Origin of the sequence: Pseudomonas sp. C6002, assembly GCF_013385805.1 — a bacterium.
Classification (GTDB): Bacteria; Pseudomonadota; Gammaproteobacteria; order Pseudomonadales; family Pseudomonadaceae; genus Aquipseudomonas.
In genome coordinates this window covers 249044-269728 of sequence record NZ_JACAPH010000018.1, presented here as the reverse complement: position 1 = coordinate 269728, position 20685 = coordinate 249044, and the positions used below count along the sequence as shown (strand labels likewise).

16 protein-coding genes are annotated in these 20685 nt (G+C 60.7%); 7 read left to right on the top strand and 9 right to left on the bottom strand.

Annotation, left to right across the window (positions count from 1 at the left end; genetic code table 11):
* Positions 1–462 precede the first annotated feature (462 nt).
* From HX817_RS13625 to cobA, 6 genes are all read left to right on the top strand, one after another.
* Positions 463–1674 (top strand): NarK/NasA family nitrate transporter, encoded by a 1212-nt coding sequence (locus HX817_RS13625; RefSeq protein ID WP_003215029.1) that lies wholly within the window; start codon positions 463–465, stop codon positions 1672–1674.
* A complete protein-coding gene (locus tag HX817_RS13620; protein ID WP_177040367.1) occupies positions 1674–3344 on the top strand; it encodes a bifunctional protein-serine/threonine kinase/phosphatase in 1671 nt (556 codons plus the stop codon). The genes HX817_RS13625 and HX817_RS13620 overlap by 1 nt, the downstream gene beginning before the upstream one ends.
* A 232-nt stretch (positions 3345–3576) precedes the next feature.
* Complete coding sequence (nirB, locus tag HX817_RS13615) at positions 3577–6030, top strand: nitrite reductase large subunit NirB (RefSeq protein WP_177040366.1); 2454 nt, start codon at positions 3577–3579, stop codon at positions 6028–6030.
* Positions 6027–6344 carry a nitrite reductase small subunit NirD gene (nirD, locus tag HX817_RS13610; protein WP_003215022.1) on the top strand — a complete coding sequence of 106 codons (318 nt, stop codon included), beginning with the start codon at positions 6027–6029 and terminating at the stop codon, positions 6342–6344. The genes nirB and nirD overlap by 4 nt, the downstream gene beginning before the upstream one ends.
* Positions 6344–9052 (top strand): nitrate reductase, encoded by a 2709-nt coding sequence (locus HX817_RS13605; protein ID WP_177040365.1) that lies wholly within the window; start codon positions 6344–6346, stop codon positions 9050–9052. The genes nirD and HX817_RS13605 overlap by 1 nt, the downstream gene beginning before the upstream one ends.
* Before the next feature lie 9 nt (positions 9053–9061).
* Positions 9062–9805: a uroporphyrinogen-III C-methyltransferase gene (cobA, locus tag HX817_RS13600; protein ID WP_003215019.1), complete on the top strand. Its 744-nt coding sequence runs from the start codon at positions 9062–9064 to the stop codon at positions 9803–9805.
* Between the two features lie 60 nt (positions 9806–9865).
* Here the strand turns inward: cobA and HX817_RS13595 are convergent, their stop codons facing one another.
* The 8 genes from HX817_RS13595 to ppsA form a co-directional block, all read right to left on the bottom strand.
* Positions 9866–10849: an OmpA family protein gene (locus tag HX817_RS13595; RefSeq protein WP_003215016.1), complete on the bottom strand. Its 984-nt coding sequence runs from the start codon at positions 10847–10849 to the stop codon at positions 9866–9868.
* 107 nt (positions 10850–10956) lie between these two features.
* Positions 10957–11547 carry an RNA polymerase sigma factor SigX gene (gene sigX, locus HX817_RS13590; protein WP_003215014.1) on the bottom strand — a complete coding sequence of 197 codons (591 nt, stop codon included), beginning with the start codon at positions 11545–11547 and terminating at the stop codon, positions 10957–10959.
* A gap of 87 nt (positions 11548–11634) precedes the next feature.
* On the bottom strand, positions 11635–12459 hold the full coding sequence (locus HX817_RS13585; protein ID WP_008432650.1) for a mechanosensitive ion channel domain-containing protein: 825 nt from the start codon (positions 12457–12459) through the stop codon (positions 11635–11637).
* Positions 12460–12461: 2 nt separating this feature from the next.
* The gene (locus tag HX817_RS13580; RefSeq protein ID WP_003215011.1) at positions 12462–12707 is read right to left on the bottom strand and encodes a hypothetical protein; all 246 of its coding nucleotides are present in this window, start codon (positions 12705–12707) and stop codon (positions 12462–12464) included.
* Positions 12708–12793: 86 nt separating this feature from the next.
* Complete coding sequence (locus HX817_RS13575) at positions 12794–13789, bottom strand: zinc transporter ZntB (RefSeq protein WP_177040364.1); 996 nt, start codon at positions 13787–13789, stop codon at positions 12794–12796.
* 25 nt (positions 13790–13814) lie between these two features.
* A complete protein-coding gene (gene rraA / locus HX817_RS13570) occupies positions 13815–14306 on the bottom strand; it encodes a ribonuclease E activity regulator RraA (protein ID WP_133101682.1) in 492 nt (163 codons plus the stop codon).
* Between the two features lie 222 nt (positions 14307–14528).
* On the bottom strand, positions 14529–15518 hold the full coding sequence (locus HX817_RS13565; protein WP_003215005.1) for an alpha/beta fold hydrolase: 990 nt from the start codon (positions 15516–15518) through the stop codon (positions 14529–14531).
* 107 nt (positions 15519–15625) lie between these two features.
* Positions 15626–18001 carry a phosphoenolpyruvate synthase gene (ppsA, locus tag HX817_RS13560; RefSeq protein ID WP_003215003.1) on the bottom strand — a complete coding sequence of 792 codons (2376 nt, stop codon included), beginning with the start codon at positions 17999–18001 and terminating at the stop codon, positions 15626–15628.
* A 178-nt stretch (positions 18002–18179) separates the two neighbouring features.
* Between ppsA and HX817_RS13555 the strand changes: the two genes are divergently transcribed.
* Positions 18180–18998, top strand: a complete 819-nt coding sequence (locus HX817_RS13555; protein WP_003215001.1) for a pyruvate, water dikinase regulatory protein — start codon at positions 18180–18182, stop codon at positions 18996–18998.
* Between the two features lie 190 nt (positions 18999–19188).
* Here HX817_RS13555 and HX817_RS13550 read toward each other — a convergent pair whose 3' ends face one another.
* Positions 19189–20613, bottom strand: a complete 1425-nt coding sequence (locus HX817_RS13550; RefSeq protein WP_102370226.1) for a PLP-dependent aminotransferase family protein — start codon at positions 20611–20613, stop codon at positions 19189–19191.
* Between the last annotated feature and the right edge of the window lie 72 nt (positions 20614–20685).

Sequence of the window (20685 nt, the reverse complement as noted above, 5' to 3'; positions counted from 1 at the left end):
GTAAATCGGCAAGGATGCCGATTTAGCCGCGCCGGGCCATGGATGGCCCGTCGCGGCGGCCCGCGGAACCGTGCCGGAGTGCGGGCATGCCGAGCCTAAGCGAGGCACCGAGTGGTGGGGCAAAGCGTTTTTTGGTTACTTTTTTAGGCGTTTGTAAAAAAGTGACCCGCTGTAAGAGCGGAACCCTAAGCCGCCGTTACCGCAGCAACGGATATGTACACCACACCACACCACACCACAACCCCCCCACCCCCTGTTGGCCCACCTCTTGCTAAAGAATCCCCACAGGTAGCCAACGGCGGTTGCCCCCTCCACGACAAAGACGTCGCACACCCGGTTTGCCCCAGCGAACCCGGTGGCGGCGTTTTTTCGTTTTGGCCCCATAGCCCGGGGCCGATGGAGCGGCCACAGCCGTTCCATCACCAGGCCTTCTCATAAGACCCCTTACCGCTGAGGTGCGTGATGAAATCAAGCTTCTGGAAATCCGGTCACACCCCGACCCTGTTCGCCGCGTTCCTGTATTTCGACCTGAGCTTCATGGTCTGGTACCTGTTGGGTCCATTGGCGGTACAAATCGCCGCCGACCTGCACCTCACCACCCAACAACGCGGCCTGGTGGTCGCCACCCCCATCCTGGCCGGCGCAGTACTGCGGTTCCTGATGGGCATGCTCGCCGACAAACTCTCCCCCAAGACCGCCGGCCTGATCGGCCAGGTGATTGTCATCGGCGCCTTGTTCGTCGCCTGGAAACTCGGAATCCACAGCTACGAGCAAGCCCTGCTGCTGGGCATGTTCCTCGGCATGGCGGGAGCCTCGTTCGCCGTCGCCCTGCCCCTGGCGTCCCAGTGGTACCCCGCCGAGCACCAGGGCAAGGCCATGGGCATCGCCGGCGCCGGCAACTCCGGGACGGTGTTTGCGGCCCTGCTGGCACCGGTGCTCGCCGCCGCGTTTGGCTGGAGCAATGTGTTCGGCTTCGCACTGATCCCGCTGATCCTGACGCTGATCGTCTTCGCCTGGCTCGCCCGCAACGCCCCGCAACGACCCAAGGCCAAGTCCATGGCCGACTACTTCAAAGCCCTGGGCGACCGCGACAGTTGGTGGTTCATGTTCTTCTACAGTGTGACCTTCGGTGGTTTCATCGGCCTGGCCAGCGCCCTGCCCGGCTATTTCAACGACCAATACGGCCTGAGCCCGGTCACCGCCGGCTACTACACCGCCGCCTGCGTATTCGGCGGCAGCCTGATGCGGCCTTTGGGCGGCGCCCTGGCCGACCGTTTCGGCGGGATTCGCACCCTGCTCGGCATGTACGGCGTGGCAGCGATCTGCATCGCGGCGGTGGGGTTCAACCTGCCAAGCTCCTACGCAGCACTGGCGCTTTTTGTGTGCACCATGCTCGGTTTGGGTGCCGGTAACGGTGCAGTCTTCCAACTGGTGCCCCAACGCTTTCACCGCGAGATTGGTGTGATGACCGGCCTGATCGGCATGGCCGGCGGCATCGGCGGTTTCGCCCTGGCGGCGGGCATGGGCGCGATCAAGCAAAGCACCGGCAGCTATCAGTTGGCGCTGTGGTTGTTCGCCAGCCTGGGCGTGCTGGCCTGGTTCGGCCTGTACGGCGTCAAGCGTCGCTGGAGAACCACTTGGGGCTCGGCTGCGGTGACGGCTGCACGGGTCTGATGAGCCTGCAACTGAGCTTCGCGCAGGCCAGCGCCACCGGCCCGCGGCAGGAAAACCAGGACGCCTTGCGCCTGGTCACTCCCGCCCCGGAGCTGGCCGCCAGCAAAGGCTACTTGTGTGCCATCGCCGATGGCGTCAGCCAATGCGCCGATGGCGGACTGGCTGCACGCTCGACCTTGCAAGCGCTGGCCCTGGACTATTACGCCACGCCGCAAACCTGGGGCGTGGCCCAGGCCCTGGAACGCTTGCTGGTGGCCCAGAATCGCTGGCTGCAAGCCAACGGCGGCGGCCAGCCGTTGCTGACCACCCTCAGCGCCCTGGTGTTTCGCGGCCAGCGTTTTACCCTGGCTCATGTGGGTGATTGCCGGGTGTATCGCTGGCTCGATGGCCAGTTGCAGCGCCTGAGCCAGGAGCATGTGTGGGAGCAACCGGGCATGCAGCATGTGCTCAAGCGCGCCATGGGCCTGGATCAGCATCTGGTGCTGGATTTCCTCGACGGCGAGTTGCGGGCAGGCGAGTGTTTCCTGCTGCTCAGCGACGGCGTGTGGGCGACCCTGGATGACAACAACATCAGCGCAATCCTGCGGGAACAGTCGGACCTGGACCTCGCGGTAAACACCCTGGTCAGCGCCGCGCACCTGGCCGGTAGCCAGGACAACGCCAGCGCCCTGCTGGTCCGCGTCGACCAGCTTGGCGCCGCCACCCTCGGCGATGCGCTGGTGCAGTTGCAGCAATGGCCCCTGCCGCCCCCTCTGAAACCCGGCCAGCGCTTCGAAGGCTGGCACGTAGAGTCGCTGTTGGGGCAAAGCCGCCAATCCTTGCTCTATCGGGTGCGCGATGGCCATCAACAGGCGTGGCTGCTGAAGACCTTGCCGCTCAGCCACGACGATGACGTGTTCGCCGCCCAGGCATTGCTGTCAGAGGAATGGTTCCTGCGCCGGGTCGCCGGCCGCGCGTTTCCTGAAGTCCATCCAGCCAGTGGCCGTCAGCATTTGTACTACGTGATGCGTGAATACTCCGGCCAAACCCTGGCCGAACTGTTCAAGCACCAGGGCCCATTGCCCCTGGCGCAGTGGCAAACCCTGGCCGAGCGCCTGTTGCGTGCCGTCGGGCTGCTGCACCGCCGGCAGATCCTGCACCGCGACATCAAGCCGGAAAACCTGCTGCTGGGCGAGGATGGCGAATTGCGTGTGCTGGACTTCGGCCTGGCCTACTGCCCCGGGCTCTCGGAGGATCGCGCGCACCTGTTGCCTGGCACGCCAAGCTTTATCGCCCCGGAAGCCTTCAACGGCGAACGCCCTACCCCGCAACAGGACCTGTATAGCGTCGGTGTGACCTTGTATTACCTGCTCACCGGGCATTACCCCTACGGCGAAATCGAAGCTTTCCAGCGTCCCAGGTTCATTACGCCTGTCGGCGCCAGCCGCTACCGCCCCGACCTACCCGATTGGCTGCAACAGAGCCTGGAGCGCGCAGTCGCCGCGCAACCCGAGCAGCGTTATGAAACTGCCGAGGAATGGTTGCTGGTACTGGAGCAGGCGGATCGCCGCGAGTTGAGCACGCGACCAAAACCGCTGCTGGAGCGCGAACCGCTGAAGGTCTGGCAAACGTTGGCCGTGCTGTCGTTGCTGATCAATCTGGTGCTGTTGTACTGGCTGTTGCACCACTAAGAGGCGAATTTTCTCGATACATCGCCGCCTCACTTAGCAAAACCGGCCAAAATCCTACTTGGCACAACCGCTGCATTAGCTTTCCCATCAACACACATATAGCCGCACCTTCAACGTCGAAGGTCGAGCTTCCCGAGAGAACGGGACCAGGACAAAGGCGTCCTCGCTACTTACGTAGCGGGGACGCCTTTTTTTGTTGCGCACGATTTGTCGAGCCACTGCGGAGAACGACATGAAGAAACTCAAACTGGTGATGATCGGCAACGGCATGGCCGGGGTTCGCACCCTTGAAGAATTGCTCAAGCTGAGCAGCGACCTGTACGACATCACCGTTTTCGGCGCCGAGCCCCACACCAATTACAACCGCATTTTGCTGTCGCCGGTGCTGGCCGGTGAGCAGACCTTCGAAGAGATCGTGCTCAATGACTTGAGCTGGTACCTCGATAACAACATCAAGCTGTTGCTTAACCGCAAAGTGGTGCAGATCGACCGGGTCAAACGCAAAGTCATCGCCGAAGACGGCAGCGAGGCCGAGTACGATCGCCTGCTGATCGCCACCGGCTCCACGCCGTTTATCCTGCCGATCCCGGGCAATACGTTGCAGGGTGTGATCGGCTACCGCGACATCGCCGACACCCAGGCCATGATCGACACCGCCAAGACCCACAAGCACGCGGTCGTCATCGGCGGCGGCCTGCTGGGCCTGGAGGCCGCCAACGGCCTGATGCTGCGTGGCATGCACGTGACCGTGGTGCATATCGGCGAGTGGCTGCTGGAACGGCAATTGGACAAGACCAGCGGCCAGTTGCTGCAAACCGAACTGGAAAGCCGTGGCCTGGTGTTTCGCTTGAAGGAGCAGACCGAGGCGCTGCATGACGCCGGCAACGGCCGCGTCGGCTCGGTGCAATTCAAGAATGGCGATGTGATCCCCGCCGACCTGGTGGTGATGGCTGCGGGCATCCGCCCCAACACCGAACTCGCGGAAAAATCCGGCATCCCGTGCAACCGTGGGATTCTGGTCAACGACACCCTGCAAACCTACGACCCGCGCATCTATGCCATCGGCGAATGCGCCAGCCATCGCGGGATCGCCTATGGCCTGGTGGCGCCGCTGTTCGAACAGTCCAAGGTCTGCGCCAACCACCTCGCCCAGCTGGGTTTCGCGCGTTACCAGGGTTCGGTGACCTCCACCAAATTGAAAGTCACGGGCATCGACCTGTTCTCCGCCGGGGATTTCATGGGTGGCGAAGGCACCGAAACCATCACCCTTTCCGACCCGATTGGCGGCGTCTACAAGAAGCTGGTGATCAAGGACGACATCCTCGTCGGCGCCTGCCTGTACGGCGATACGGCTGACGGCGGCTGGTATTTCCGGCAGATCCGTGAGAACCATGCCATTGGCGAGATCCGCGATCACCTGATGTTCGGTGAAAACGCTTTGGGCGATGTAGGCCACCAAGGCCAGGACAAAGCCATGAGCATGGCCGACACCGCCGAAGTCTGCGGCTGCAACGGCGTGTGCAAGGGCACCATCGTCAAGGCGATTCAGGAACACGGGCTGTTCAGCGTCGACGATGTGAAGAAGCACACCAAGGCTGCGAGTTCCTGCGGTTCCTGCGCCGGGCTGGTGGAACAGATCCTGATCAACACCGTGGGCGGCGCGGCGGACGTCAAACCGAAAAGCGAAAAAGCCATCTGCGGCTGCAGCGACCTCAACCACGGGCAAATCCGCCAGGCCATCCGCGACCAGCACCTGCTGACCATCGCCGGCACCATGAGCTACCTGAACTGGCGCACCCCGAACGGCTGTGCCACCTGCCGCCCGGCACTCAACTACTACCTGATCTCCACTTGGCCCGGCGAGGCAAAAGACGATCCGCAATCGCGCCTGATCAACGAACGCGCCCACGCCAATATTCAGAAAGACGGCACCTATTCGGTAGTCCCGCGGATGTGGGGTGGTGTGACCAATCCGTCGGAACTGCGGCGCATCGCTGATGTGGCCGACAAGTACAACGTGCCGATGGTCAAGGTTACCGGCGGGCAGCGCATCGATTTGCTCGGCATCAAGAAGCAGGACTTGCCCGGCGTATGGAAAGACCTCGATATGCCATCCGGCCATGCCTACGGCAAATCCATCCGCACCGTGAAGACCTGCGTCGGCAGCGAGTTCTGCCGCTTTGGTACGCAGAACTCGACGCAACTGGGGATTGAGCTGGAACATGACCTGTTCAATATGTGGTCGCCCCACAAGGTCAAGCTGGCAGTGTCCGGCTGCCCGCGCAACTGCTCGGAAGCGGGGATCAAGGACGTGGGAATCATCGGCGTCGATTCCGGCTGGGAGATGTACATCGGCGGTAACGGCGGGATCAAGACCGAGGTCGCCGAGTTCTTCGTCAAGCTGAAAACCGCCGAAGAAGTGCGCGAATACAACGGCGCTTTCCTACAGCTCTACCGGGAAGAAGCCTTCTACCTGGAGCGCACCGTGCACTACCTGCAACGGGTCGGCATGGAGCACATCAAGAAGGCTGTACTGGAAGACCCGGCGCGGCGCCAGGCGTTGAATGAACGCCTGCAATTCTCCCTGTCGTTCGAGCAGGACCCGTGGAAAGAACGCCTGGAACAGCCGTTGCTGAAAAAGGAATTCGACACCATCCCCGTCAAACTGCTGGAGGTGCCGGCATGAACTGGCTGGATATATGCGCCCTCGAAGAAATCAACGCCCTGGGCTCGCGCATCATCAGCGGGCCAAAAGGCGACATCGCGATTTTTCGTACCAGTGACGACGAGGTTTTCGCCCTCGACGACCGCTGCCCGCACAAGGGTGGCCCGCTGTCCCAAGGCTTGATCTACGGCAAGCGCGTGGCCTGCCCGCTGCACAACTGGCAGATCGACCTGGAGTCCGGGGAGGCCCAGGCACCGGACGTCGGCTGCGCCCATCACCACCCGGCCCGTGTGGAAAACGGCCGGGTGATGTTGGCGCTGCGGGACGCCGGTTGATGAACCGCCAGACCACCGCGTCCACCTGCTGCTACTGCGGGGTCGGTTGCGGCGTACTGATCGAGCATGATGGCTCGCAGATCCTCGGCGTCAGTGGCGATCCGAGTCATCCGGCCAACTTCGGAAAATTGTGCAGCAAGGGCTCCAGCCTGCACCTCACCGGAGACCTCGCGGCCCGCGCGTTGTACCCGGAACTGCGGCTGGGCAAAGGCCTGGCCCGCAGCCGCACCGACTGGGATACCGCCCTGGAGCACGCGGCGAACGTGTTTGCCGAAACCATCGCTGAACACGGGCCGGACAGCGTGGCGTTCTATATATCCGGGCAGTTGCTGACCGAGGATTACTACAGCTTCAACAAACTCGCGCGAGCGCTGGTGGGCACCAACAATATCGACAGCAACTCGCGGCTGTGCATGTCTTCGGCGGTGGTCGGCTACAAGCGCAGCCTGGGGGCCGACGCGCCACCGTGCAGCTACGAGGACCTGGAGTCGAGCGACTGCGTGATGATCGTCGGCAGCAATATGGCCTACGCGCATCCGGTGTTATTCCGACGCCTGGAGGAAGCCAAGGCCCGCCGGCCACAGATGAAAGTGCTGGTAATTGATCCCCGGCGCACCGACACCTGCGACTTGGCGGACCTGCATCTGGCGATTTTGCCGGGTACGGATGTCGCATTGTTCCATGGGATCCTGCACTTGTTGTTGTGGGAAGACTGGATCGACCGCGACTTTATCCAGGCCCATACCGACGGCCTGGTCGAACTCAAACGCCTGGTTCACGACTACACACCGCAAATGGTCACGCAGTTGTGCGGGATCAGTGTCGAGCAACTGCGTCTGTGTGCGGAATGGGTCGGCACCTCGGCGAGTTTTCTGTCGTTGTGGTGCATGGGGCTCAATCAGTCCACCGCCGGCAGCGCGAAGAACAGCGCCTTGATTAACCTGCATTTGGCGACCGGCACCATCGGCCGCCCTGGCTGCGGACCTTTCTCCCTGACGGGTCAGCCGAATGCCATGGGTGGGCGGGAAACCGGCAGTTTGTCGAATTTACTGCCTGGCCATCGTGAGGCTGCCAACCCCGAACATCGGGCAGAAGTAGCCGCGTATTGGGGGGTCGACCAACTGCCGGCCAGCACCGGACTGACCGCCATCGAATTGTTTGAACAGATGCAGGCCGGCAAGATCAAGGCCTTGTGGATCGCGTGCACCAACCCCGCCCAATCCCTGCCCGACCAGAACACCGTGCGCCAGGCCCTGGAAGCGTGTCCGTTCGTGGTGCTACAGGAAGCCTTTCGTACAACCGAGACGGCGCGTTACGCCGACCTGTTGCTGCCAGCCGCGAGCTGGGGCGAGAAGGAAGGCACAGTGACCAACTCTGAGCGGCGCATTTCCCACGTTCGCCGAGCCATCGCCCCACCCGGGGAAGCGCGGCCGGACTGGGCAATCACCGTGGATTTTGCCCAACGCCTGGAGCAGCGTCTTTGTCCCGGAAAACCGGGGCTTTTTGCCTTTGAGCAACCGGCGCAGATCTTTGATGAATACAAGCTGCTGACCCGTGGGCGGGACCTGGACCTGTCGGGTATCAGCCACGCGCTGCTGGACCGGATAGGCCCGCAGCAATGGCCATTCCCGGCCGATGCGGTGGGCGGAACACCACGGCTGTACACCGACGGATTTTTCCCTACGGAGACTGGCCGCGCGCACTTTGTCGCCGACCCTTATCGCGCCGCCAAGGAGCAGCGTGACGCGCGCTTCCCACTCACCCTGATCACCGGCCGCCTGCGGGACCAATGGCATGGCATGAGCCGCACCGGCACCGCTGCGCAGCTGTTCGGCCATGTCAGTGAAGCAGTGCTCAGCCTGCACCCGGACGAACTGCGTCGCCATCGCTTGAAGGAAGGGGATCTGGTCAGCCTGAAAAGCCGGCGCGGCAGCGTGATTGTGGCCGTCGGCAGCGATGACAGCGTGCGTCCCGGCCAGGCTTTCCTGCCGATGCACTGGGGCGACCGTTTTCTTAAAGGCGGCGTAAATGCGCTGACCCAGCCGGCATTCGACCCGCTGTCCAAACAGCCGGAACTCAAGCACAGCGGCGTGCGCCTGGAGGCGGTGCGGCTGCCCTGGCACTTGTTTGCGCTGATTGAAGGCGATGTGCAGCAACACTTCGAAGCGTTGCGACCGCTGTGTGACGGCTTTGCCTACGTCAGCCTGAGCCTGACCGGACGCGAGCGGCCTGCCCTGCTGATTCGTGCGGCGCATCACGAGGCGCCCGCCCTTGAACTGCTCAAGCAGATCGACCAACTGCTGGGCCTCAACGACGGCCCCGTGATGGCGTACGACGACCCGCGGCGCTCCATTGGCAAGCGGGTAAAGATTGAAAAAGGCCGTATCACCGCGATCCGCCTGGCTGGCGAAACCCTGGCTCGCCACTGGCTGCAAAGCCTGTGGCTGGAAGGTCGCACCGATGAGCAGTTACGCCGCTGGTTGTTGGCGCCATTGAGTGCGCCACCGGGGGGCGGCTCAAGCAGCAACAAGACGCTGTGCAACTGCAAGAACGTCAGCGAAAGCGCGGTCTGCGCCGGCATTGCCCGGGGCCTGGACCTGAACGGGCTGAAGCAGGAACTGGGTTGCGGCACGCAATGCGGCTCCTGTGTGCCGGAAATCAAACGGTTATTGGCGAATGGCAAGCAGCCAATCGCGATCAGAGTGTGAGGCAAGCATATGAGCGCAAAAGTCTGGCTGGTGGGCGCAGGCCCCGGCGATCCGGAACTGCTGACACTCAAGGCGGTGAGAGCCCTGCGGGAAGCCGATGTGGTGCTGATCGATGATCTGGTCAACCCGGCGCTGCTGGAGCATTGCCCCGCTGCACGGCTGATCACCGTGGGCAAACGCGGTGGCTGCCGTTCCACCCCACAGGCATTTATCCATCGCCTGATGTTGCGTTATGCCCGGCAGGGTAAGTGCGTGGTGCGGCTCAAGGGCGGCGACCCGTGCATTTTTGGTCGCGGCGGCGAAGAGGCGGCGTGGCTCAGGCAGCAAGGGGTGGAAGTGGAGTTGGTCAACGGCATTACGGCAGGGCTGGCCGGGGCAACGAACTGCGATATCTCGCTGACGTTGCGCGGTGTCAGCCGTGGCGTCACGTTGGTCACGGCCCATACCCAGGACGACAGCAGCCTCAATTGGCGGGCCCTGGCAGAGGGCGGCACGACGCTGGTGATCTATATGGGGGTGGCGAAACTGGGGGAAATCCGCCGGCAATTGCTGGAAGGTGGCATGAGCGATGACATGCCGGTGGCGATGATTGAAAACGCTTCACTGCCACAACAGCGCGAATGCCGCAGCAGCCTCGCCCGGATGCAGGATGATGCGCACGAATTCGCGCTCAAGAGCCCGGCTATCCTGGTGATTGGCCGGGTTGCGCAAGCGACGCAGGCGCTTGCGGCCCTGGCCAGCGCCACGGCCTGAGGCAAATTGCAGGCGAAAAAAAGCCCGGCCTAAGCCGGGCTTTTTTCTACAACTCAGTAATTACTGAGCTGCTTGTGCTTCTACCGAGGCTTCTACGCGACGGTTGATAGCACGGCCAGCTTCAGTTGCGTTGTCAGCAACTGGGCGGGATTTGCCATAACCAACCGAGCTTACACGGTTAGGAGCGATACCGTCTTTGACCAGGACTTGCTTAACAGCGTCAGCACGACGCTGGGACAGCTTCTGGTTGTAAGCGTCAGGACCGACGGAGTCAGTGTGACCTTCAACAACGGTGGTGGTTTGTGGGTACTGTTTCATGAAGTCAGCGAGGTTTTTCACGTCGCCGTAGCTGTTAGGCTTAACAACCGACTTGTCGAAGTCGAACTTCACGTCCAGCTCAACACGAACAACCTGAGCAACCGGAGCTTCTGGCTCTGGGGTTGGCTCTGGAGCTGGTGCTGGGGTAGGAGCTGGAGCAGTTTTGCCAGCGTTGCCGCCGAAGTTTACGCCCAGGCCAACCAGTGCGGAGTAGTCCCACTTGCCGTTGTCGATAGCGTAGTCAGCTTCAACACCAGCACGTGCGAACAGGTTGTCGGTGAAGTAGTACTTCACACCAGCGCCAGCGATAGCCAGGGTCGATTGATCGCGACCTTTGTGACCATCAGCTTCAACGTTGGTACGGCTCTGGTGGCCGAAACCGCCCTCTACGTATGGACGCAGGGAGTCGACGCCAGCTTGACCGAAGTGGTACTGGGCAGTAACGCTGCCGGTATCACCTTTGATCTTCTGGTTGCCAGTACCGTCGTTCGAACGGGTGTGGTTGGTAGTGTCGTAGTTCAGGTTGATCGACACGTCGTCGGTCAGGAAGTAACCGATGCTGGCGCCAGGATTGAAGCCGTCTTCGATATGTTTGACGCTATCGTTGAACTGCTTTTTGTAAAACAGCTGGCCTTCAACTGCGCCTTGGCCTTGTGCCAGAGCGCCGACAGAAGTGGCAGCAATAAGAGTACCAATGGCCAAGCCCAAGGTGTTTTTCAGTTTCATCCGTTAAATCCCCATCTGGTGATTGTAAAGCAGTCCCACATACCGGGGGACAACTCGGCGACAAGTCTAACAGAACTTGCCTACACGTAAGAGATATTTGCCACGCACTAAGTTTCAGTGCTGCCCGCAAATTTCTCACGTAATTTATCAAGAGCGCGTTTGTAACGCATTTTTGTAGCACTCAAACCCATATGCATGATGTCAGCGATCTCCTGAAACTCCAGCTCTGCGACAAATCGTAGCACCAGAATTTCCCGATCAATCGGATTCACATGCACCAACCAGCGATCGAGTCCGCCCTTTTCTTCCGGGGTAGGCGCCTTTTCCTCAGACGCTTCCTCAAGGGGGTCCAGACTCAAAGCATCCATCAAGCGACGCTTTCGCCGTTCCTTCCGATACTGCGTGATGCACTCGTTGTACGTGATGCTATAGAGCCATGTCTTGAACTTCGATTTTCCCTCGAAGTTCTTCAGGCCGTATAGCACCTTGAGCATCACTTCCTGACAGACATCATCCGCATCTCTATCGTTCCCTAAATACCTTGAACAAACGTTGAACAGAGTGCGTTGATACCTGCGCATCAATTCTTCGTACGCGCGTGTTACGTGAAACAGCTCCGTGTGCGAGCGCGCGACCAACTCCTCATCAGAGAGCTCACGGGGGTCATAGCGCGTGGACAGCGTTTGGGCTTTATTCAAAACAAGTCGTGCCGACAGTCAGGTCAATGTCCGCCATGGCCTGGATACCCAGGTTTGCGGCGGCGTACATTAGCAGGATTCGCCGGGTTAGCGGCTAGTCACATGCTGTTCCAGCAGGATCCGGTTCGAAAGCGAAACCAGTTCGCCATCGTCCGTCAGCACTGTCGTCTTGACCGTGCCGATCTCCTCGATCTGCCCTTCGACCTCGCCCACACGCACTTGTTGCCCAACCTGATATAGCTCACGCACATAGATTCCCGCAAGAATCTGCCCGGCAATTTCCCGGCTTCCCAGTCCCATGGCCAGCGCAACGGCCAGACCAACGGTAATCAAAACAATCACAATCACATGGTTCAGCAGGTCAGTCTTGACCTCCAGCTGGCTGATCGCGACCGAAATACTGATGATAATCACCAGACCCTGGGCAATTCGCCCCAGGCCGCTGGCGTAATCCAGACCTACGCCTTCAGCCGCACCGCGCACCAGGCCGTTGGCCAGTTGCGCCAGCAAAACCCCTACCAGCAACACCAGCGCGCCACCGAATACTTTCGGCAAATACAGCGCCAGCATGTCGAGCGTAGCTGAAACTCGCTCAAGTCCAAGGGATTCAGCCGCAGAAACCAGAAAAATCAGTAAAACAAACCAATAAACGATCTTGCCGATCAGTGTCGAGATCGGCACTTGCAACCCGGCACGCCCCAAAATCTTGGTCAGGCCGGTGCCACCCATCAATCGATCAAGACCCAGCTTAGCCAGCAACTTGGAAAGCAGGGTGTCAAGCAGCTTGGCCACGACAAAACCCAGCAGTACCACCACCAGTGCACCAAACAGGTTGGGAATGAAATTCGCCACCTTGGTCCACAACGCAGTCATTGCAGTTACCAGACTCTGGGTCCAGAGATCGAGTTCCATATTCATTCAGCCTTATCAGCAGTGCGAGCAAGAGGTTTACGACGGGAAACCGGTGAGACATGGGCCGAACCATTGTTCAAGGCCATCATCAACGCCGGCAACCAGCGGCCAAGCAGACCGAACAGATCCCCCGCCCCGACCTGGCGGTTGGCGGTTTTCAAGACGCGACCCAGGCAAGCATCGTCGTCCCGGTTGGACGGCGAGGCATTGAGCATGTCACGCAAAGACTGTTCGAACGGATCGTGCATAAAAAACCTCTCGCAAGTGATTTAAAAGACGAGGGTAAAATTCTTCGGGTCACATGACCTCTTTCCACGTTCAGGTCACATTCAGCTCAAACCCAACGTAACCGTCGAAACAACCACCATTGCCCGACCGCCACCGTGACCATCATCAGGCAGGCAATCAGGAACCCGTAAGGGCTGGAAGAGAACGGAATTCCGCCTACATTGATGCCCAGCAAACCGGTCAGGAAACTCATCGGCAGGAAGATCCCGGTGATGATCCCGAAGCGGTACATGGTGCGGTTCATGCGCAGGCTCAAACGCCGGTCTTCGGTCTCCAGCACAAGCCCCACGCGCTCCCGGGCCAGCTCAAGCTCTTCCAGGTAGCGGGTCAGGCTGTTGTTCAATTCGTTCCAGTAGTCAGCATCGTCGTCACAGAACCAGGGCAATTTGATCCGGGTCAACTGCGCGAAAATATCCCGCTGCGGCGACAGGAAACGTTTAAGCCCGGCGGCGCGCCGACGGATCTGCAAAACGCTGCCGTGCTCCGGAGTATACCGTTCGTCGGCATCCAGTTTTTCTTCTTCGATATCGACGATTTCGGACAAGTCGCTGACCAGATCCTGAACCTTGTTGGTCAGGTACTGCGCCATATACAGGACCAGTTCCGAGGAAGTCTTCGGCCCCTTGCCGTCTGCCAGTTGCACCAGCAACTCGTCGGTGGCGCGCAATGGGCGCAAACGCAGGGAAATCACCCGCGCTGCCGAGGCAAAGATCCGCACCGAGACCATGTCTTCCGGTTCGGCGCCGGGATTGAGGTTGACCCCGCGCAAAAACAGCAGCAGTTCGGCATCCGGCAGCGGCAACAGGCGTGGGCGAGTGTTCTCCTCCAGCAGCAGGTCACAGGCGAATTCGCTGAGGCCGCTGGATTTGCGCAACCAGGTCTGGGTCTGGGGATGGCTACGGTCCCAATGCAGCCACAGGCTTTCCTGAGGCTGCAGTTGCAGCTCATCAAGCTCTGTCCGGGCAATCGAACGCGCACCACCTCTACCGTCCAGCACCAGGGCATGCACCAGCCCCCACTGCGCGTTTTCTTCCTCGAACATCCTCACCCCTGTCGGCTACGGCTATTTATTCAGGCATTTTCAGCGGGCTTGGGGAGACGATCACGCCGTTATTGTCGGCGTACACGTACTCGCCCGGGCGGAAGGTCACGCCGGCGAATGTCACCGCCACGTTCAAATCGCCAATACCGCGCTTGTCAGTCTTCATCGGGTGGCTGGCCAGGGCCTGCACGCCCAGGTCGGTCTGGGCGATCACGTCGACATCGCGGATGCAGCCGTAGATCAGCAGCCCTTCCCAGCCGTTTTTCGCGGCTTTCTCGGCGATCATGTCGCCCAGCAACGCGCGGCGCAGGGAACCCCCACCATCGACCACCAGCACCTTGCCGGCCCCATTGAGCTCGGCTTGTTCCTTGACCAGGGAATTGTCTTCAAAGCACTTGATGGTCACGATCTCGCCACCAAAGGAGTCCCGGCCGCCGAAATTGCTGAACATCGGCTCAACCACCTGCACCAGCTCCGGATAGGCGTCACACAGGTCGGGGGTAAGGTAATGGTTCATCGAGAAACTCCTGTAGGTGAAAGAAGGTGTCAAACATCCCACTGTTTACTTACATCTGGAAACGCTTTGCCATGAAGGTTCTTTAATCCGGGCCGAATAGTCAGGCCCATCGGATAGCAACGCAAGACCCACTGCGCGACTGAATATGACCAGAACCACCCAACGCGTCATATCTTAGCCTCTACGGCAAACAAGCGAAACGCCCCTGATAGAGCCTTGCGCTCAAACCGCTGCCAGTTCCTGCGCCTGCGCCCCCAGCAAAGGTGTAAGCGGATTTTTCAACCAGCGCGTCACCAGCGGCCACACTTCAGCCTGGGCGGCCTTGCTGACGAGCATCTCGACATGCCCGAAATCCCCGCTGAACCCTTGCTGGCGCCCCAGGCACAGGTATTGGCGATGCTCGGAGCCGACCTGCTCAAAGAGCTTGCGACAGGCCCAGTCCGGGTCCTGGTGATCGCCGGCGGCGCTCACCGCCAACAGCGGCACGTCAACCTCGGCCAGGCCTTTCCACCAATCCTGCTTACCTTCGCCAAAGCGGCCGAACAGCCCATTCCAGCGCATGGCTTCAATCAATACGCCCGCCGGCTCGTCCTCCGGGCCGCGTTTCCACCGAGCGCCGGACAATTGGCCGAAACGTTTCAAGAGCAGGCGACCGGTCCACTCCACCGGTGGCAACTTCAACGGCCAATGCGTGCGACTGACCTGGCAGCCAAACAGCGCCACCGAGGCCACTGCCGGCGCGCCAAGGTGCTGCCCACCCAGGGCCGCAGCCAGGGTTGTGCCACCCAGGGAATGCCCGATCCAGTGGGGAATCTGCCCGCTTTGCTCACGCACGAAGGCGGCAATGGCCGGCAAGTCGTAGCGAGCATAGTCGGCGACACGATTCCTGGCGTAGTCCTGATTGCGCCGGGACAGCCCGTGACCGCGCATTTCCGGGATCCAGACGTCAAACCCTTCGCGCGCCAGGTAGGCGCCCAGGCCGATCCCCTTGGGCGAGTACCAGAAGCGGCGGTTGGAAAAACTGCCATGCAACAAAACCACCGGCACGCCCCGGTTTTCCGGGACGTCAGCCAGGCCCAGGCGGGTCACGGCCAGCTCGACGGTACCGTCAGGGCTGTTGCCGGGTTTCAGCCGATACACATCTTCACTCAGGTCGCCACGACGCTCAGCGCTGATCAAGGCGACGGGAAACAGGTTGCTGCTGCTTTGCATAATGCTCTTGCACAAAAAAGGGCGGCGTCCGGAAGGAGTTCCGCCCTGTACAGAATGAGAAATGCCGGCCAACCGCAAGGTTGACCGGCACTTTTGGGTGTTGCGTATTACGCCTGGGCTTGACCTTCAGCCAGGAAGAACCAGGTTTCCAGTACGGAATCGGGGTTCAGCGAGACGCTTTCGATGCCCTGCTCCATCAGCCACTTGGCCAGGTCCGGGTGATCGGAAGGGCCTTGGCCGCAGATCCCGATGTACTTGCCGGCCTTGTTGCACGCCTGGATGGCGTTGGCCAGCAGCTTCTTGACCGCAGGGTTACGCTCGTCGAACAGGTGGGCGATGATCCCGGAGTCGCGGTCCAGGCCCAGGGTCAGCTGGGTCAGGTCGTTGGAACCGATGGAGAAGCCGTCGAAGAACTCCAGGAATTCTTCAGCCAGGATGGCATTGGATGGCAGCTCGCACATCATGATGACGCGCAGGCCGTTCTCGCCACGGGACAGGCCGTTTTCAGCCAGCAGGTCCACCACCTGGCTCGCTTCACCCAGGGTGCGCACGAACGGCACCATGATTTCGACGTTGGTCAGGCCCATCTCGTTGCGCACGCGCTTGAGGGCGCGGCATTCCAGCTCGAAGCAGTCACGGAAGGCTTCGCTGATGTAGCGCGAGGCGCCACGGAAGCCCAGCATCGGGTTTTCTTCTTCCGGCTCGTAAAGCTTGCCGCCGATCAGGTTGGCGTACTCGTTGGACTTGAAGTCCGACAGGCGCACGATGACCTTTTTCGGGTAGAACGCCGCTGCCAGGGTGCTGATGCCTTCCACCAGCTTCTCGACGTAGAAGCCCACCGGGTCGTTGTAGCCGGCGATGCGCTTGTCGACGCTTTCCTTGATGTCCGGCGGCAGGCCGTCGTAGTTCAGCAGGGCCTTGGGGTGCACACCGATCATGCGGTTGATGATGAACTCCAGGCGGGCCAGGCCCACACCGGCGTTCGGCAATTGCGCGAAATCGAAGGCGCGGTCCGGGTTGCCGACGTTCATCATGATCTTGAACGGCAGGTCGGGCATGGCGTCGATGGAGTTTTGCTTGATATCGAAGCCCAGCTCACCTTCGAAGATGAAGCCGGTGTCGCCTTCAGCACAGGACACGGTCACGCCCTGGCCGTCTTTCAACAGTTGGGTGGCGTTACCGCAACCGACCACTGCCGGAATCCCCAGCTCGCGGGCGATGATCGCCGCGTGGCAGGTACGCCCGCCACGGTTGGTGACGATGGCGCTGGCGCGCTTCATCACCGGTTCCCAGTCCGGGTCGGTCATGTCGGAGACCAGCACGTCGCCTGGCTGGACCTTGTCCATCTCGGACACGTCCTTGATGATCCGCACCTTGCCGGCGCCGATGCGCTGGCCGATGGCACGGCCTTCCACCAGCACGGTGCCGGTTTCTTTCAACAGGTAGCGTTCCATGACGTTGGCCGAGGTGCGGCTCTTCACGGTCTCAGGGCGGGCCTGGACGATGTATAGCTTGCCGTCGTCACCGTCCTTGGCCCATTCGATGTCCATCGGGCACTTGTAGTGCTTCTCGATGATCATCGCCTGCTTGGCCAATTCGCTGACTTCGGCGTCGGTCAGGCAGAAACGCGCGCGTTCGGCCTTGTCGACATCAACGGTTTTCACCGAGCGACCGGCCTTGGCCTCGTCGCCGTAGATCATCTTGATCGCCTTGCTGCCCAGGTTGCGGCGCAGGATGGCCGGGCGGCCGGCTTCAAGGGTGTGTTTGTGGACGTAGAATTCGTCCGGGTTCACCGCGCCTTGTACGACGGTTTCGCCGAGGCCGTAGGCGCCGGTGATGAACACCACGTCGCGGAAGCCCGATTCGGTGTCCAGGGTGAACATCACGCCGGCGGTGCCGGTTTCCGAACGCACCATGCGCTGCACACCGGCAGACAGGGCCACCAGCTTGTGGTCGAAACCCTGGTGTACGCGGTAGGAAATAGCACGGTCGTTAAAGAGGGAGGCAAACACTTCCTTGGCTGCGCGGATCACGTTTTCCACGCCGCGGATGTTCAGGAAGGTTTCCTGCTGACCGGCAAAGGAAGCGTCTGGCAGGTCTTCGGCGGTGGCCGAGGAGCGCACGGCGACGGCCATGTCCGGGTTACCGGCCGACAGCGTGGCAAACGCGGTGCGGATCTCGGCGTTGAGCTTCTCGGGGAACTCGGCTTCCATGATCCATTGACGGATCTGGGCGCCAGTCTTGGCCAGGGCGTTGACGTCATCGACGTCCAGCGCATCGAGGGCGGCATGGATCTGATCGTTGAGGCCGCTCAACTCGAGGAAATCACGGTAAGCCTGGGCGGTGGTGGCAAAACCACCTGGCACCGATACACCGGCGCCCGCAAGATTACTGATCATCTCGCCCAGGGATGCGTTCTTGCCCCCTACGTGCTCTACATCATGGACGCCGAGCTTATCGAGGGAAACTACGTACTCTACCAAGGTGATCTCTCCACTTTCTGTGTTGGAAAAGCTCAGGACGCCGGCGGCTCAGTAGGAGCGGTTACCGGCGTTTGTGGCCTGGACCTGGAAAATAAGTGAGAATGCGGCCCACTGCGGGACGGCAAAATCGCGCCTATCATATCCAAGATTCGTCATCAGCTTAAGGCCCAAGGCTCAAATGAAACGATCTGCTTTCTTTATCTCCGACGGCACCGGCATTACAGCCGAAACCCTGGGTCAAAGCCTGCTGGCGCAGTTCGAAAACATTACCTTCAGCAAATTCACGCGACCCTATATCGATAGCGTGGATAAAGCGCGAGCCATGGTACAACAAATCAATCTGGCGGCCGAAAAAGACGGATTTCGTCCGATCATTTTCGACACCATCGTCAATCAGGACATTCGTGAGATCCTCGCCACCTCCAATGGTTTCATGATCGACATCTTCTCTACCTTCCTGGCGCCGCTGGAACAAGAGTTAAGTGAACATTCGTCATACTCTGTCGGAAAATCTCACTCCATTGGCCATAACTCCAACTATATGGAGCGGATCGAGGCGGTGAACTTTGCCCTCGACAACGACGACGGCGCCCGCACCCACTACTACGACAAGGCTGATTTGATCCTGGTGGGCGTGTCCCGCTGCGGCAAGACGCCGACCTGCCTTTATATGGCCATGCAATTCGGGATTCGCGCGGCCAACTACCCGCTGACCGAAGACGACATGGAGCACCTGACGCTGCCGAGCGCCCTGCGCGCGCACCAGCACAAGCTGTTCGGGCTGACCATCGACCCGGACCGCCTGACGGCGATTCGCAACGAGCGCAAGCCCAATAGCCGTTACTCCAGCTATGCGCAGTGCGAATTTGAAGTGCGGGAGGTGGAAAATCTGTTCCGCCGGGAAAATATTGCGCACATCAATTCCACGCATTTTTCGGTGGAAGAGATTTCGGCGAAGATTCTGGTGGAGAAAGGGGTGGAGCGGCGGTTCAAGTAACTCCGCGCTCTGGCCAAGGTGCTTGTGTGGCGAGGGAGCTTCTGTGGCGAGGCAGCTTGCTCCCGCTCGACTGCGCAGCAGTCGCAAACCAGACGACTGGTATTTAGTGAATGGCTTTGGGGCTGCTTCGCAGCCCAGCGGGAGCAAGCTCCCTCGCCACAGGGGTCATGTTCACAACAAACTGTTGGGTTCACAGGTGAAACCGCCCCCCGCCCTGCCCCAGCGCCGTCGCCAGCGCATCGAACCCATCCAGCAGCAACTGATCATCCCCCGACGTATTGCAGATGCTCGCCCGAATGAATTGCGGCACCGCCGTCTGCCCCACGGCAAACGCTTCGGCTGTCGCAATCAGGTAATTGTTCTGCTTTAACTCCGCCTCGATTTCCGACGCGCGCCATGGCTCCGGGACTTCGATCCAGAAGTGCGGGCTGTTCAGGTGAGTGCGGTACTCCAGCCCGATCAACAAACCTTCCACCAGTGCCTTGCGGCGGCTGATTTCCTGGATCTGCTGGTGCAACAGGTGTTCCGCCGTGCCGTTTTCGATCCACTGGGTCGCCAGTTCCAGGGTGACCGGCGTGGCCATCCAGCAGGTGGAACGCAGGGCCGCAGAAATCCGGCTGACCAGCGCCGGCGGTGCATGCACGTACCCAACCCGCAAGCCTGCCGATACCGCCTTGCTCAGGCTGCTGATCAGAATCGTACGCTCCGGAGCAAAATGACTCAGGGGCGGCGGACGGTCTTCCACCAGCACACCGTGGGCCTCGTCCTCAAGAATCAGCAGGTTGTGTTCCCGACAGACCTTCACCAATGCCTCACGGCGCGGGACCGACAGCACCGCCGTCGTAGGATTCTGGATGGTCGGCGTGCAGTACAACGCCGACACCCGGTGATTGCGGCAGACTTCATCCAGCGCCCCCGGCAGCAGCCCTTCTTCATCCATTTCCAGGCCGATCAGGCGGATGCCCAGCATGCGCGCGGCGGTGATCAGCCCCGGATAGGTCAACTGTTCGGTCACCACCGTATCGCCGGCTCGCAACAGCGCCATCATTGCGCAGAGCAACCCATGCTGGCCGCCGTTCACGCAAATCACCTGCTCGGGAATCGGGTGGAAATCCCGCTGCACCAGCCACTGCGCACCCGCCGCCCGGTAACGCGGCAGCCCGGCATCCGGGGTGTAGGCACTGATGTCCTGCAAGAACTTGGCGTTGTTCGCCAGCGTCTGGAAGCTCTGGGCCAGGAACGTGGTCTCCTGCCCGGGGATGTGCATGTTGCGGCTCATATCAAAGTATTGCCGCGGCTCGTCGCTGAAGTTGCGAAAGCCTTCATCCCGCTGGCGCTCCATCCCACGCTTGCGTACGAAAGTGCCGTCGCCGACCCGCGCCACTACCAGCCCCAGGCGTTCCAGCTCACCGTAGGCGCGGCTGATGGTGCCAATGGTGACCCCCAGATTGTCGGAAAGCACCCGATGAGGCGGCAGTTTTCTTCCCGGTTCAATCAAGCCTTCAAGGATGCCTCGCTCCATGACATCGGACAGGCGCTTGTACTTCACGCCCTGCCCGTTGGAGAGTCCTTCTCGCATAATTGACACCATGTCAATATTTGTTTTGACAGCCATCATTCGCCCTAATAGTGTGCTTTTACGGGTTCAATCACCGAATCATGGCACTCAATATAGAGGTCAATTCGG